This window comes from Rhodococcus sp. OS5, assembly GCF_056837585.1.
This window is the reverse complement of record NZ_CM166368.1, coordinates 3,067,816-3,081,356: the sequence shown is the minus strand read 5'-3', so window position 1 is coordinate 3,081,356 and position 13,541 is coordinate 3,067,816. Positions and strand designations below refer to the sequence as shown.

Annotated in this window: 14 protein-coding genes; 1 reads left to right on the top strand and 13 read right to left on the bottom strand. The window is 64.2% G+C overall.

All coding sequences use genetic code 11. The annotated features are described in order from the left end of the window. Window positions 1-86: 86 nt before the first annotated feature. The 6 genes from ACVZUB_RS14590 to fmt all read right to left on the bottom strand — a co-directional run bounded on the left by ACVZUB_RS14590 (window position 87) and on the right by fmt (window position 5,266). Window positions 87-695 carry a riboflavin synthase gene (locus ACVZUB_RS14590; RefSeq protein WP_003944892.1) on the bottom strand — a complete coding sequence of 203 codons (609 nt, stop codon included), beginning with the start codon at window positions 693-695 and terminating at the stop codon, window positions 87-89. 5 nt (window positions 696-700) lie between these two features. Then, window positions 701-1,753 (bottom strand): bifunctional diaminohydroxyphosphoribosylaminopyrimidine deaminase/5-amino-6-(5-phosphoribosylamino)uracil reductase RibD, encoded by a 1,053-nt coding sequence (ribD, locus tag ACVZUB_RS14585; RefSeq protein ID WP_030536416.1) that lies wholly within the window; start codon window positions 1,751-1,753, stop codon window positions 701-703. An 8-nt stretch (window positions 1,754-1,761) separates the two neighbouring features. Further along, the gene (gene rpe / locus ACVZUB_RS14580; RefSeq protein ID WP_019748384.1) at window positions 1,762-2,445 is read right to left on the bottom strand and encodes a ribulose-phosphate 3-epimerase; all 684 of its coding nucleotides are present in this window, start codon (window positions 2,443-2,445) and stop codon (window positions 1,762-1,764) included. Between the two features lie 64 nt (window positions 2,446-2,509). Further along, window positions 2,510-2,857 (bottom strand): MmcQ/YjbR family DNA-binding protein, encoded by a 348-nt coding sequence (locus tag ACVZUB_RS14575; protein ID WP_003944924.1) that lies wholly within the window; start codon window positions 2,855-2,857, stop codon window positions 2,510-2,512. Between the two features lie 40 nt (window positions 2,858-2,897). Next, window positions 2,898-4,346 carry an RsmB/NOP family class I SAM-dependent RNA methyltransferase gene (locus ACVZUB_RS14570; protein WP_482628514.1) on the bottom strand — a complete coding sequence of 483 codons (1,449 nt, stop codon included), beginning with the start codon at window positions 4,344-4,346 and terminating at the stop codon, window positions 2,898-2,900. Beyond that, window positions 4,343-5,266, bottom strand: a complete 924-nt coding sequence (gene fmt, locus ACVZUB_RS14565; protein WP_482628513.1) for a methionyl-tRNA formyltransferase — start codon at window positions 5,264-5,266, stop codon at window positions 4,343-4,345. Before fmt ends, ACVZUB_RS14570 begins: the two co-directional genes overlap by 4 nt. Before the next feature lie 291 nt (window positions 5,267-5,557). Here fmt and ACVZUB_RS14560 point away from each other — a divergent pair, with 291 nt between their 5' ends. Next, window positions 5,558-5,764, top strand: coding sequence for a hypothetical protein (locus tag ACVZUB_RS14560; protein WP_003944900.1), 207 nt, complete (start codon window positions 5,558-5,560; stop codon window positions 5,762-5,764). Between the two features lie 57 nt (window positions 5,765-5,821). On the opposite strand, the gene ACVZUB_RS14555 is transcribed toward ACVZUB_RS14560, so the two are convergent. From ACVZUB_RS14555 to gmk, 7 genes are all read right to left on the bottom strand, one after another. Beyond that, window positions 5,822-6,841: an esterase/lipase family protein gene (locus tag ACVZUB_RS14555; RefSeq protein ID WP_050656340.1), complete on the bottom strand. Its 1,020-nt coding sequence runs from the start codon at window positions 6,839-6,841 to the stop codon at window positions 5,822-5,824. Between the two features lie 94 nt (window positions 6,842-6,935). Beyond that, window positions 6,936-7,604, bottom strand: a complete 669-nt coding sequence (locus tag ACVZUB_RS14550) for a PadR family transcriptional regulator (protein ID WP_482628533.1) — start codon at window positions 7,602-7,604, stop codon at window positions 6,936-6,938. Between the two features lie 172 nt (window positions 7,605-7,776). Continuing rightward, window positions 7,777-9,795: a primosomal protein N' gene (locus ACVZUB_RS14545; RefSeq protein WP_082239108.1), complete on the bottom strand. Its 2,019-nt coding sequence runs from the start codon at window positions 9,793-9,795 to the stop codon at window positions 7,777-7,779. 25 nt (window positions 9,796-9,820) lie between these two features. After that, window positions 9,821-11,035 carry a methionine adenosyltransferase gene (gene metK / locus ACVZUB_RS14540; protein WP_003944827.1) on the bottom strand — a complete coding sequence of 405 codons (1,215 nt, stop codon included), beginning with the start codon at window positions 11,033-11,035 and terminating at the stop codon, window positions 9,821-9,823. 188 nt (window positions 11,036-11,223) lie between these two features. After that, on the bottom strand, window positions 11,224-12,522 hold the full coding sequence (gene coaBC, locus ACVZUB_RS14535) for a bifunctional phosphopantothenoylcysteine decarboxylase/phosphopantothenate--cysteine ligase CoaBC (protein ID WP_003944888.1): 1,299 nt from the start codon (window positions 12,520-12,522) through the stop codon (window positions 11,224-11,226). Continuing rightward, the gene (rpoZ, locus tag ACVZUB_RS14530; protein ID WP_003944996.1) at window positions 12,519-12,818 is read right to left on the bottom strand and encodes a DNA-directed RNA polymerase subunit omega; all 300 of its coding nucleotides are present in this window, start codon (window positions 12,816-12,818) and stop codon (window positions 12,519-12,521) included. The genes coaBC and rpoZ overlap by 4 nt, the downstream gene beginning before the upstream one ends. Window positions 12,819-12,916: 98 nt before the next feature. Then, entirely contained in the window at window positions 12,917-13,516 is a 600-nt protein-coding gene (gene gmk / locus ACVZUB_RS14525; protein ID WP_003944801.1) for a guanylate kinase, read from the bottom strand. Window positions 13,517-13,541: the final 25 nt, after the last annotated feature.

The following is a 13,541-nucleotide window of genomic DNA, read 5'->3' as shown; positions in this document are numbered from 1 at the left end:
TTTTCACATCATCGAATACAACAAGTGCATCCGACGGATGCACTGACAACCCTACGACCAATCGGACGGGTCCGATCAGCCTGGTCCTACCGACCGGCAGAGTGAAGCCGCTCGACGTACTTGGCGATCACGTCCACCTCGAGGTTGACCGGCGTACCGACCACAGCGGTTCCGAGCGTCGTCAACTCGAGCGTTGTCGGGATCAGCGAGATCTCGAAGTACTCGAACCCGCGGTCTCCGCCCAGCGCGGAGACCGTCAGCGAGACTCCGTCGACGGTGATCGAACCCTTCTCCACGACGTAACGGGAAATGGAGTCGGGCAGTGCGATCCGCACTACCTCCCAGTTCTCGGACGGCGAGCGGGAAATGACGTGGCCTGTTCCATCGACATGCCCTTGAACCAGGTGGCCGCCGAGTCGGCTGTTCAGCGCCGCGGCACGCTCGAGGTTGACGCGAGAGCCGACATCCAATTTCGCCAGGCTCGAGCGGTTCAGGGTTTCCTGCATGACATCTGCGGTGAACGAACCGTCGGCAAGCACGTCGACCACCGTCAGGCACACTCCGTTGACCGCGATCGAATCACCGTGACCGGCGTCGGAGGTGACCAGTGGCCCGCGCACCGTGAAACGTGCAGCATCGACCAGTTCTTCCTTGGCGACAATTTCGCCGAGTTCTTCCACAATTCCTGTGAACACGCGCCCTACTCCTCGTTCCCCGGAGCAGAACTCTCCGGAACCAGACTCAACAAAATATCGGGGCCGATCGTTACCGCGGACTCCAAACGGAATCGGTGGGCGTCGGTGATGGTGTGCACTCCGGCATCGACGAGTGCGGAGGCGCCCGCGCCGAGCAGGATCGGAGCGATGTATGCCTCTATGACGTCGACATATCCGGCGGCAAGGAATGCTCCGGCCAGACGGGGCCCACCCTCGAGAAGTACGTCCGTGTACTCCCCCAACGCCTCGACTACTTCGTCGATGTTGTCGGTGTTGAGCACCAGAGTCGGTGCGGTGTCGTCGAGAATGCTTGCCGTCGAGGGTATTTCGCGCTTTCCGACGACGACGCGAACGGGCTGGTGCGCCGCGAGCTCACCGGTGGGCTGACGTGCGGTCAGCCACGGATCGTCGGCGAACACGGTGCCGGTACCGACCACGATCGCATCGATCTGCGCTCGCTGCGCATGCACGCGCGCCCTCGCCTGCGGACCGGTGATCCACTGACTCGTTCCGTCCTCGGCGGCGCTGCGTCCGTCCAGACTGGCCGCGTACTTCCACGTGATGTGCGGGCGACCGGTGCGCTGTTTGTGCAGCCAGGCCCGCAGTGGACCAGCTTCCACCTCGGGTGCTCTCAGTCCGGCCGTGACGCTGATTCCAGCGCGCATGAGCGTCGCTGCGCCGCCGGAAGCCTCGGGATTGGGATCACCGACGGCGTAGACAACCGCCGAGACTCCGGCATCGATCAATGCCTGTGAGCAAGGGCCGGTTCGCCCCTGGTGATTGCACGGTTCCAGTGTCACCACTGCCGTACCGCCACGCGCTGCATCGCCGGCCTCGTCGAGAGCCACGACCTCCGCGTGCGGTCCACCGGGCGGTTGCGTCATACCGACGCCCGCGATGGTTCCGTCGGCAGCGAGGATGACCGCGCCGACCGGTGGGTTGGGGCTGGTGAATCCGCGCGCGGAATCAGCTGCGGCCAGCGCGATCTGCATCGCGGCGTCGAGATCAGCCGTCGACGCCTGTCCACCCTTTGCCATCGAGCGGCTCAGACCGACAGCGTCAGGTGCGGCGACGCCGAGGCGGCCTGCGCGCGCAGCTTGCGCACCGCCTCACCGGGATCACTCGCTCCGTACACCGCCGAACCGGCGACGAAGCAGTCGATCCCTGCTTCAGCGGCCTGCTCGATCGTGGAAGCGTTGATGCCGCCGTCGATTTCGACAAGGAGCGTCAGCTCACCCGAGTCGACGAGCTTTCGAACTGCGCGTGCCTTGTCGAGCACCTGAGGCATGAAGGACTGACCACCGAATCCGGGTTCGACGCTCATGATCAAGAGGGTGTCGAAGTCCTTGAGGATTTCCAGGTAGTCGTCGATCGGGGTTCCAGGCTTGATGCTCAGCCCCGCCTTGGCACCAGCTGCACGAATATCGCGGGCAACCGAACGCGGATCGTCGGTGGCCTCGGCGTGAAACGTGACGTTGTACGCACCGGCCTCGGCGTACGGCGGCGCCCAGCGCTCCGGATTCTCGATCATGAGATGGCAGTCGAGCGGAATATCCGTCGCCTTCAGCAGACTCTCGACCACCGGCAGACCCAGCGTGAGATTGGGAACGAAATGCGCGTCCATCACGTCGACGTGAAGCCAGTCGGAGCCGGACACGGCAGTCGCTTCATCAGCGAGTCGAGCAAAATCTGCGGACAGAATGGACGGTGCAATCATCGGGGAAGCCACGACGCCGAGTTTAGCTGTGTCTCATTGCCGACCGTGCATGCACATCGGAGCCGGTGCAATCAGATCAGTTCTTGACGACGGTGTGGAGCTTTCGCACCTTGGCCGGTGCCTTGATCCGCCACGCGTCTTCGAGCATCTCACCCAACTGCACCTCGTCGATCAGTTCGAGGTGCACGAGGATCGAGCCGTGCCCGTGATAGTGATCGGTGGTGAAGAAAGCCGCCTCGCCACTGGCGAGTAGCGCCTCCTTCTCGTCCAGACCGCACATCACGACCAAAGCGCCCTCCGCTTCGGTGCGGAGCCGCGCAAAAGTCTTACCTGCCACCTTGAGTGCCGGGGTGTTGTACGAGGTCGACTCTTCCACGGAGGGAAGAGCCGAACCCAGTACTACAACCTGTTCCCACGTAACCATGTAGGCACCATACGACTACCGATGCCCAGAAGTCATCCGATCAGGCCAGCGGCTTGCGCAAAGCGGCCATGAACATCGCATCGGTCCCGTGTCGGTGCGGCCACAACTGAACCGACGATCCGTCGCCGACGTCTGGGACACCTGGCACCAATTCCTTGGTGTCGAGTTCCACGACGCCGTGACGTCGCACTGCATCGGCGACCACTGCCAGCGTTTCCGACAAGTGCGGCGAGCACGTGGAGTACAGCACCACTCCGCCGGGGCGAACCAGTTCGATTGCGGCAGCGAGCAATTCACGCTGTAACTTCACGAGCGGAGCCACATCGGACGGCTGGCGACGCCAACGTGCCTCCGGGCGCCGACGCAGCGCACCCAACCCGGTGCAGGGAGCGTCGACGAGGATGCGGTCGTATCCGGGTTCGAGCCCGGATTCGCGGCCGTCCGCCACGTGTACGTCGACGGGAAGTTCGCGAGTGGTCTTGCGGATCAGTTCGGCGCGATGTTCGACGGGCTCGACGGCGTCGAGTCGACCACCTTCAATGCCGGCAAGAGCACCGAGAAGTGCCGCTTTTCCTCCTGGACCTGCACAGAGGTCGAGCCAGCGTCCGGAGTCTTCACCTTCGAGAGGAGCAATGCTGAGGGCGCGGGCCACCAGCTGACTGCCCTCGTCCTGCACGCCCGCCAAGCCTTGGCGGACCGCCTCGAGCTGTCCGGGGTCACCGCCGTCGAGATGCACGGCGTACGGCGAGTACGGCCCGATCTCGCCGCCGGTCACCAGTGCAAGCTCCTCGGCGGAGATCTCGCCGGGGCGGGCGACGAGGTGTACTGCAGGGCGGGCGTCGTCGGCGATCAGGACGTCTTCGAGTTCACCGGCAGCAGCGCCGAGCGAGTCGGCAAATACCTGCGCGATCCACAGGGGGTGAGCGTGCTCGAAGGCGAGCCGGCCGACCGGGTCCTTCGGGGCCAGCAGCTCGACCCACTCCTCCTGGGTGCGTTCGGAAACACGGCGCAGGACCGCATTGGCGAATCCTGCTCGGCCCTGGCCGTTTTCGGCGCGGACCAGATCGACCGAAGTTGCGACGGCAGCGTGCGGTGCGACACGAGTGCGCAGCAATTGGTACGAGCCGAGTCGGAGAACATCGAGCAGCGTTCCGTCGATCTCTTCGATCGGCCGACCCGCTGCATGCGCGATCACCGCATCCAGCAGTCCCTGAGCACGTGCCGCGCCATACGCCAGTTCGGTTGCCAGCGCCGCATCGCGTGCGTCGAGTTTGCGGTCACGCAGGAGCCCTGGCAGAACCAGGTTCGCGTATGCGTCACGCTCGCGGACCGCGCGCAGGACGTCACGCGCTGCCAGACGCGGTTGATCGAGCCCGGCGGTTGCCGGATCAGGCCGCTTGGCCTGCTTCGGCTTGGTGTTCTTGCCGCCCCCGCCGTTCTTGGCTCCGGGACCCTGTGCCCGTCGTGCCGGTCGTCGTGATTCGGTCACTGTGCTCGTACCTCCGCGTCGAGTCGGGCACCGCGTGCCCAGTCCCCTGCCGACATCAATTTCTTGCCCGGGGGCTGAATCTGCCCGAGTCGCACCGCGGTGGTCGCGGTACCGATGTACAGACCATCCTTGCGTACCGAGATCTCACCGACTGCCAGGGTCTCGTCCGTGACGGTGATCGGGCCGACCTTGACTCGAAGATCACCGATCATCGTCCATGCCCCGGGTGCGGGTGTGACGGCTCGGATATGCCGGTCCACTGTGCGAGCGGGCAGTTCCCACCGCACGCGGGCCGCGTCCACCGTCACCTTGGGGGCATACGAGACGCCGTCGGCAGACTGCGGAACCGCGTTGATCTCGCCGGCCTCGAGTCCGTCGAGTACCGATTCGAGGAGGGCAGCGCCGTTTTCCGCGAGACGTCCGAGCAGGTCGCCCGCCGTATCGGTGTCGCGAATCCGCTCGGTCATCACTCCGTACACGGGGCCGGTATCCATGCCGGCTTCCAAACGGAACGCGCTGGCGCCCGTCACCTCGTCGCCGGCACTGATCGCGGCCTGCACCGGCGCGGCGCCGCGCCACGCGGGAAGCAACGAGAAATGCAGATTGACCCAACCGTATTTCGGAATGTCGAGGACGTTCTGCGGCAACAGGTTTCCGTAGGCGACGACGGGTGCACAGTCCGGTTCGAGGCGGGCGAGTTCGGCCGCGAAGTCGGGATCGGACGCCTTGGCCGGCGTCAGCACCGGGATGCCGTGCTCGTCGGCAAGCAGACCGACCGGCGATCGGGTGACTTTTCGACCGCGGCCCGCCACAGCGTCCGGACGCGTGACGACGGCTACCACTTCGTGGTTGGCGGATTCGATGAGCCGACGCAGTGAAGGAACCGCGGGTTCGGGTGTTCCGGCGAACACGACGCGCATGTCAGCTCTCCCGTTTCGTTGGGCTCTTCGGACTCTGATCAGCCGATCGGCCTGTCGAACGCGGTGGACTGCAACTCACGAAAATGCTCCCGGATGTGTCGGTGGGTGGAACTGTCAGTCTAAGGACTGCGAGAGCTACGACCTACCTCGCGCCACACCGAACCACTTTCTCAGCAATTTCTTTGATCAGAACCCTGCACATTCACCGGTCCTCGGTATTGACTGTTTCTGTCGTCGTCGCCACTCGGCGGAGGCTGATACGGGATACACCAATCACACGGAGGAACTTAGATGGCAGGCATCGACAGTAAGTTCGACAAGGCCTACGCAGGAAAGTCCGTCGAAGAATTGGCGGACGCCCCGGTCGCGGCACTCAACGGCGTAAGCGATTCGGACGCAGAACATTTGAAGGCAGCGTTCAACATCAAGACCGTCCGCGACCTCGGAACGAACAAGTTCTTCCTGTGGGCGCAGGCCACTGCCAAGCTCGCCGAGTAAACATCCCGACCCACGTGATCTCGGTGCTCACGAGTTAGCAGCTCACGAATTTGCAGCTCACGAATTTGCGTCGATGACCACTTGCGGAATATCCGTGCCGAGCGGCACCACGCTGCACGAAGCGTGCCGCTCGGCATCGGGGTCGAGGACCGTCCGGATGACGTCGATCACGTAGGGGTCGTACGGCATGCGGAAGTGGCCGGTCAGGTTAGACGGGCACAGATCCTGGAGGACGATGTTTTCTGCACCGGCACCGCGGAGCGCGATGTTCGAGGACGGCTGGATCATCTCGTCGACAGTGGACCCGATGGTCGTGTAGCGCACTCCGGGTACGGTGTCACCGCCGGCGTTGAGGGCGTTCAACATATCCGACCCCTGCATCTGCTCACGGACAGCTCGAGAAAAGACGTCTTCGACAAAGTCTTCTCCGCCGGGGATCGCACGCACAATGGGAACCAACCCGAACATCACCCCGCCGTAGGTCGGCGAAGCCAAACCGACCCAATGATCGACGTAGGCGTCGCCGCCCATCTTGTTGACGTAGTACCGCGTCACCGTCGCGCCTTGCGAATAGCCGATGACGTCGACCTTGTCCGCGCCGGTCGCGGTCAGCACCTGATCGACGAAAGAACCGAACGCGGTGGCACTACCGACTATGTCGCCGACGCCGTAGGTCTCGTGTGCGACGTCCCCGTCTTCTTCTTTGATCGCACCGCCGTAATTGAGGGCGAAGACGCAGTAGCCGTCAGCTGCCAGTGCCGGCGACATGGCCGCCCAATCCGCGTACGCCTCGGTGTCGGTTCCGTGGGCGAGTACAACCGGTCGGGGATGCGTGGCGGAAGGCTCACAGCCGAAATCGTTCGATCCGGCAGGTGCGGATCCTGGATGAGCATGAGCGAATGCGGTGGCTACCGAACGCGACACCTGGCCTGGGCCGATGACGAGGGGAACATCCATCGCGTCGGCACTCGCAGACGGGAGCGTCGGTGCTGCAGCCGATATCGCCGGCGGTGCTCCGATCAGCAGCGCCACTGCTACCGAAAATGTCAGTCCCACAGACCGTTTGACGCCAGACATTGTTCCTGCTCCTGCTCTGATCCTACGAGGGAGCTGACCGTAACACCAGAAACTTCGAGGCGCATACCCTACCGAACAGTAGGTATCCGACGTCTCAATTGCCGCCTTCATCGGAGTCATCACCGGCAAGCACTCGGTAGAGCGATTTGCGCGCCTCGACAAGCACGTCGGCTGCGGCCTTGACCTGCGCTGGTGTGCCTACAGCAGCCACTTGACCGGCCGCGCCCATCAGCTGGCCGATCAGTTCTCGAAGGTCCTGCTCCGGCTCCCCTACGCTGAGACGAACGTCATCCCACGGCGCCCCGAGATCGGCGCGATGTTCCTCGACGTACGCGACGCCTCCTTCTGTCAGCTTGGCGGTTTTGCGGCCGGCAACCTTTTCGATGATCACCAGTCCTTCGTCCTCGAGTTGGGACAGCGCGGGATAAATGGAGCCCGGACTCGGCTTCCAGACGCCGCCGCTGCGCTCGACGATCTGCTGAATCAATTCGTAGCCGTGCATCGGCTCTTCCGCGATCAACAGCAGAATCGCAGCGCGCACATCTCCTCGACGACCTCGTCCGCCACGTCCTCGCCCGCGACCGAACTGAGCGCCCGGACCGAAGCCGGGGCCGGGTCCGCCGTCTGGACCGAAACGCCCCCGCCGATGGCCTCTGCGTGGCATGTCACCGAAGCCCGGCCGCTCGTGCGGTCGACCGCGTCGTCCACCGTCTCGATCGCCGGGACCATCGCCCGACGCGCCGTCGTCCGTCGGCACCCACATCACAAATGGTGGCCGTTGCTCACGGCCGAAACCGCCGAAGAAACCGCGCCGGCCGAACATCCCCTCGTTCGGGAAACTTGCATCCATCGTCGAACCTCCATCACTATCGTTGATAGTTCGACGATATATCGTCATATCGGGTAGCGCAAGGATTCCTCCGACAACTCGAAACTTAGCCGATGCGGCGTGGGTCGATCTGAATGCGGACCGGACCCGAAGACTTCCGCGCACTGCGCGCGGCCCTCGCATGTGCCAGAGCGTCCGCAAGGCCGCGACCGTCCTTGCGTGGAACGCGGACCAGCATTCGCTCCGGCGCGACACCGCTCTCGTCCTCACCGGAATACGGAAGCCTCTCCCCCGCAGGCAGTTCCACTGGTCCGAGCAGTACAGCACTTGCCGGCAGATCAGCCGAGTCCACCAACTCCGCAATTGCTGCGGATCCACCGTCGATCGCAGCCATGTGAACGGCCGGAGGAAAGCCGACCTCGTCCCGTTCCTCGAATTGAGACTGTGCGTGCCCCACTGGATCCCATCGGACCAACGCCTGCACCGTCGGGATACCCGAGTCTGCGACAACCACAACTTCACCGCCTTCGGACAGCGGAATCACCATGGCAGCAGCCGACATCCAGCGTCTGAGCGTTTCCTCGGCGGCGCGAAGATCGGGCCGGCCGAGCAGTGCCCAACCGTCGAGCAAGAGCGCGGCGCCGTAGCCGCCGGTCATCACCGGCTCCGCACCCACTGTCGAGACCACCAACGCGGGCCCGTGTGGCAGTTCCTTGACCACATCACTGCCCCCGGACAGAACAACTTTCACACCGGGAAACGCCCGCCCGAGTTCTTCGGCGGTCCGGCCGGCACCGACCACCACCGCGCGCAACGCTTTCGCCCCGCACGCGTGACATCGGTAGGCGGCATCGGCAACCCCGCACCAGCGGCACGCCGGTGTCCCGGCGCCGTCGGGACCTGCCGCAGCGGGAAGAGCCAGTGGGCCGTTGCACCGACGGCACCGTGCCGGGGCACGGCACTTTCCGCAGGCCAGGGTCGGTACGTACCCCCGCCGAGGCACCTGCACCAGGACTCCGTTGCCCTCACCCAGAGCGCGCCGGGCGGCCGCGAATGCAATAGCGGGCAAACGAGCCGCTCTGGCTCCCGGATCGCGGGCCAAGGCTTGATCGCTGTCGGCGAGCGCGGTGATCTTGGGTGCGTGGGCACGAACGACGTCCCGCGTAGCGACCAGATCGTGCGCCCATCCCGAGTCGACGAGTACCTGCGCTTCTGCCGTACGGGAGAACCCACCGATCACGACGGCGCACCCGGCGACGTAGCCACGCAGGACGGCAACTTCGCGGGCATGTGGATACGGCGACCGCGGCTCGGACAAGTTGTCGTCGCCGTCGTCCCAGACGACGACAAGACCGGTCTCGGCCGTCGGCGCAAAAACAGCACTCCGCGTGCCGACGACGATCCGGGCGGTCCCGCGCAGTGCAGCGAGCCACCTTCGGTATCGCATGGCCGGCCCCAGGCCCGCGGACAGACCTACCACCGCATCCGCTCCGGAGAGTTCGGTACAAGCGGCGACGACGCGGTCCAGGTCGCGTTGATCGGGCACAACCAGGATCGCGGATTTACCACTTGCCGCTACGGCCCCGGCCAGTTCGGCCAGGCGCAGTGGCCAGTTTTCACCAGGCAACGCCTGCCAGACCGCACGTGGGCTTTTCGACTCGCGAATGGCGGACAGGAAGGCGTCACCGAATCTGTAGAGATGCCAACCATTTTCGATCGGTTCAGGAGCGGACGGCGGCTCGGCGGGCCCCCACGGTTCCGCCTCGACCTTCGCGTGCCGCGGCGGTACCGCCAAACGGAGAACATCGGCACGGGTTCCGGCATAACGCTCCGCCACACGATCGACGACTTGCGCGATTTCGGCCGTCAGGACCCGCTCGGACGAGATGACGCGTTCGAGCCAGCCGAACTTCCCCTGATGGTCACTGGTCGCCTCGCGCGAGACGATGAAACCGTCCACCAGACGACCAGCGAAGCGGATGCGCACCCGGACTCCGGGCTGCGCATCCGCTTCGAGTTCACGAGGAACGAGGTAGTCGAATTCACGGTCGAGGTGAGCGAGCGGGAGCATCGGCAGCACCCGGGCGACCGGATCGACTTCTGCCGCTACTCTTTCCGCGCCCACCCGCGCCCCGTCTGTACGTCAGTGATCAGAGACCAGCTGCGCTACGCAGCTTGTCGGCGCGATCGGTGCTCTCCCACGGGAGGTCGATATCGGTGCGACCGAAGTGACCGTATGCCGCCGTCTGCGCGTAGATCGGGCGCAGCAGGTCGAGGTCGCGGATGATCGCTCCCGGACGCAGGTCGAAGATCTCGGTGATCGCCTTCTGGATCCGTGCCGGATCGGTCTTCTCGGTGCCGAAGGTTTCGACGAAGAGTCCGACCGGAGCTGCCTTGCCGATGGCGTAGGCGACCTGAACCTCGATGCGGTCGGCCAGACCTGCGGCAACAGCGTTCTTGGCCACCCAGCGCATGGCGTAGGCAGCGCTGCGGTCGACCTTTGACGGGTCCTTGCCGGAGAACGCGCCGCCACCGTGGCGAGCCATTCCGCCGTAGGTGTCGACGATGATCTTGCGCCCGGTCAAACCGGCGTCACCCATCGGGCCACCGAGGACGAACTTGCCCGTCGGGTTCACCAGCAGACGAACATCGGAGGTGTCGAGATCGGTGAGGTTGACGTCGGTCAGCACCGAGTGAAGCACCTTCTCACGAAGATCGGGCGTCAACAGGTTGTCGAGGTCGATGTCAGCGGCATGCTGGGTGGAGATGACCACGGTGTCGAGACGGACAGCCTTGTCACCGTCGTACTCGATGGTGACCTGGGTCTTGCCGTCCGGGCGCAGGTACGGCAGCACGCCGGACTTACGGACCTCGGTCAACCGGCGAGAGAGACGATGAGCCAGCGCGATGGGCAGCGGCATCAGTTCCGGCGTGTCGGTGGTGGCGTAGCCGAACATCAGGCCCTGGTCGCCCGCACCCTGACGGTCGATCTCGTCGTCGCTGATTCCGTCGACGCGAGCCTCGTGCGAGTGATCGACACCCTGCGCGATCTCGGGCGACTGGGCGCCGATCGCGACGTTGACGCCGCACGAATTTCCGTCGAAGCCCTTTGCGGAGCTGTCGTAGCCGATTTCGAGGACTGTGTCGCGCACGATCTTCGGAATGTCCGCGTACGCAGTGGTCGTGACCTCACCGGCTACGTGAACCTGGCCGGTGGTGACCAGTGTCTCGACGGCCACGCGGGCGCGCGGGTCCTGGGTGAGCAGCGCGTCGAGGATCGAGTCGCTGATCGCGTCACAGATCTTGTCCGGGTGCCCCTCGGTGACGGACTCGCTGGTGAATAGCCGACTGCCGGACTTGCTCACAGATCTCCCTCTCGACGACTGAGTTCTTGACTACAGCTTATTGAAGTATCCGAATCACCGTTCGGTGACCGTTTTGTCATGCTTTGTTAGCTGGGGGCTGAGCCGACGATAACGGTTGGACCGCCTGCGCAACACCCTTGTACTCACCCGATTATCGTGGGGTAACTCTCACCACCGGGCGCGTGTCGCTACTCGGGAAAGAGCTTGACCAGGGCGTCGAGTACTCGACTGGCCATCAAAGCCTTGGATCCGTGTTCGAGAGCGGACTCCGAGCCGTCGGAACCGAGCAACCAACCGTCGTTGTGATCGACCTCGAACGCCTTGCCCTCGCCGACCGCATTGACCACGAGGAGATCGCAACCTTTGCGGGCAAGCTTGGAGCGGGCATAGGTGAGAACGTCACCATGGGCGTCACCGGTCTCAGCGGCGAATCCGACGATCACCGTTCGAGCATCCAAGTCGCCGTCACGACGCGCTTCGACGAGACCGGCGAGGATGTCGGCATTTCTGGTGAGGCTGATCGAGTCGGGTTCGTTTGCGCCCTTCTTGATCTTGCTGCCTTCGACGGTGGTGGGGCGGAAGTCCGCGACAGCCGCAGCCATGACGACTCCGTCGTGTCCCGGTGCGTGCTTTTCCACTGCCAACCGGAGATCTTCGGCCGTCTTGATGTGCACGACGTCGACAGCGGCGGGGTCGGCGAGATCAGCCGTGTACCCGGCGATCAGTGTCACGTGCGCGCCGCGTTGCGCGGCAAGACGGGCGAGCGCGTAGCCCTGCTTGCCCGAGCTGCGATTACCGAGAAAGCGCACGGGATCGAGCGGCTCGCGAGTACCGCCGGCGGTGACCAGAATGCGGCGACCCTCCAGGTCGCGCGGCAACGCGTCCGAGCGCTCGAGGAGCAACGATGCCAACCCGACGATCTCGTCGGGTTCGGGAAGTCGACCGGCTCCGGTGTCTTTCCCTGTCAAACGCCCGGAGGCAGGTTCGATCACGTGGACGCCGCGCGAACGCAGTGTCGCCACGTTCGAGACCGTTGCGGGGTGCTCCCACATCTCGGTGTGCATTGCTGGGGCGAAGACAACCGGACAGCGCGCGGTCAACAAAGTGGCCGTCAACAGGTCGTCTGCGCGACCCATGACCGCTCGCGCCATCAGATCAGCGGTTGCCGGCGCGATGACGACCAGATCGGCTTCCTGTCCGAGACGGACATGCGGAACCTGCGGGACGTCGTTGAAGACGCCGGTGTGAACCGGGTTGCCGGAGAGTGCTTCGAACGTCGCGCGCCCGACGAACTCCAGAGCGGATTCGGTCGGAATCACGCGGACGTGATGACCGCTCTCGGTGAAGCTGCGGATGATCGAGCACGCCTTGTACGCGGCGATACCCCCACCGACACCGACGACAATGCGCTTACGTATCGATGTGGGCGCGTCGGACACTCCCCCGACACCCGAACGAGGTTCGGGTGCGGCAGATGTGGTGCTCACTCGCCTTCGGTGTGCTCGAGGAGATCAGCGTGGATTTCACGCAACGCGATGGACAGCGGCTTTTCCTGCAGACCGGGCTCGACCAGAGGTCCGACGTATTCGAGGATGCCGTCACCGAGCTGGTTGTAGTAGTCGTTGATCTGGCGCGCGCGCTTGGCTGAGTAGATGACCAGGGCGTACTTGGAAGAGGTGCGTTCGAGCAACTCGTCGATCGGCGGGTTGGTGATGCCGAGCGGGGTGTCGTAGGCAGGCAGAGCGCCCTGACCTGCTGCGGACGCGGCTGAAGTGCTGCTCACTCTTGTGTCTCCTGAATTAGATCTTCATTGAAGAACTAGTTTTATCGATCCGGATATCTGAGAAACGGGGTGGAAATCGGTTCCCGAAGGGTGCGGAATCAGTTCCCAACCAACAAGGATACCAACTCATCGCAAGCACGGCTTACATCCTCGTTCACGATGACCGTGTCGAACTCGTCCTGTGCGGCCAATTCCACTCGGGCCGTCTCGAGTCGGCGCGCCACGACGTCTTCCGTTTCGGTTCCACGTCCGGTCAGCCGTTGCACCAGAACGTCCCAGCTCGGTGGAGCCATGAACACCAACAGAGCCTCGGGCATCGCCTTGCGGACAGCTCGTGCTCCGGCGAGATCGACCTCGACGAGAACGGGCTTTCCAGCTTCGAGCGCTTCTTCGACCGGAGCTGCGGGGGTGCCGGAGCGCTGCAGGCCGCCGTGGATTTCCGCCCATTCGAGAAGTTCACCGGAGTCGATCATCCGTTGAAATTCTTCACGGGAGGTGAATCGGTAGTCCTTGCCGTCCACTTCACCTGGACGGGGATCGCGAGTGGTCGCCGAAACACTGAAAACGAGTTCAGGCAACCGAGTTCTCAGCTCGCGAACGACGCTGGACTTACCGACAGCCGAAGGGCCGGCCAGTACAACCAGCCGACCCCTCCGCACTGCGGTCTTGCTCTCTGACACTGTTGCGTCAGCAATCATCAGACACTGCCGCGTCAGCAATCAT

Excerpts from the sequence above, each read along its gene's own strand:
- gmk (WP_003944801.1), bottom strand. The coding sequence starts at position 13,516 with ATGATTGCTGACGCAACAGTGTCAGAGAGCAAGACCGCAGTGCGGAGG.
- fmt (WP_482628513.1), bottom strand. The coding sequence starts at position 5,266 with ATGCGCGTCGTGTTCGCCGGAACACCCGAACCCGCGGTTCCTTCACTG.
- ACVZUB_RS14575 (WP_003944924.1), bottom strand. The coding sequence starts at position 2,857 with ATGGTTACGTGGGAACAGGTTGTAGTACTGGGTTCGGCTCTTCCCTCC.
- ACVZUB_RS14560 (WP_003944900.1), top strand. The coding sequence starts at position 5,558 with ATGGCAGGCATCGACAGTAAGTTCGACAAGGCCTACGCAGGAAAGTCC.
- ACVZUB_RS14555 (WP_050656340.1), bottom strand. The coding sequence starts at position 6,841 with ATGTCTGGCGTCAAACGGTCTGTGGGACTGACATTTTCGGTAGCAGTG.
- ACVZUB_RS14550 (WP_482628533.1), bottom strand. The coding sequence starts at position 7,604 with ATGTGGGTGCCGACGGACGACGGCGCGTCGGGCGATGGTCCCGGCGAT.
- ribD (WP_030536416.1), bottom strand. The coding sequence starts at position 1,753 with ATGGCAAAGGGTGGACAGGCGTCGACGGCTGATCTCGACGCCGCGATG.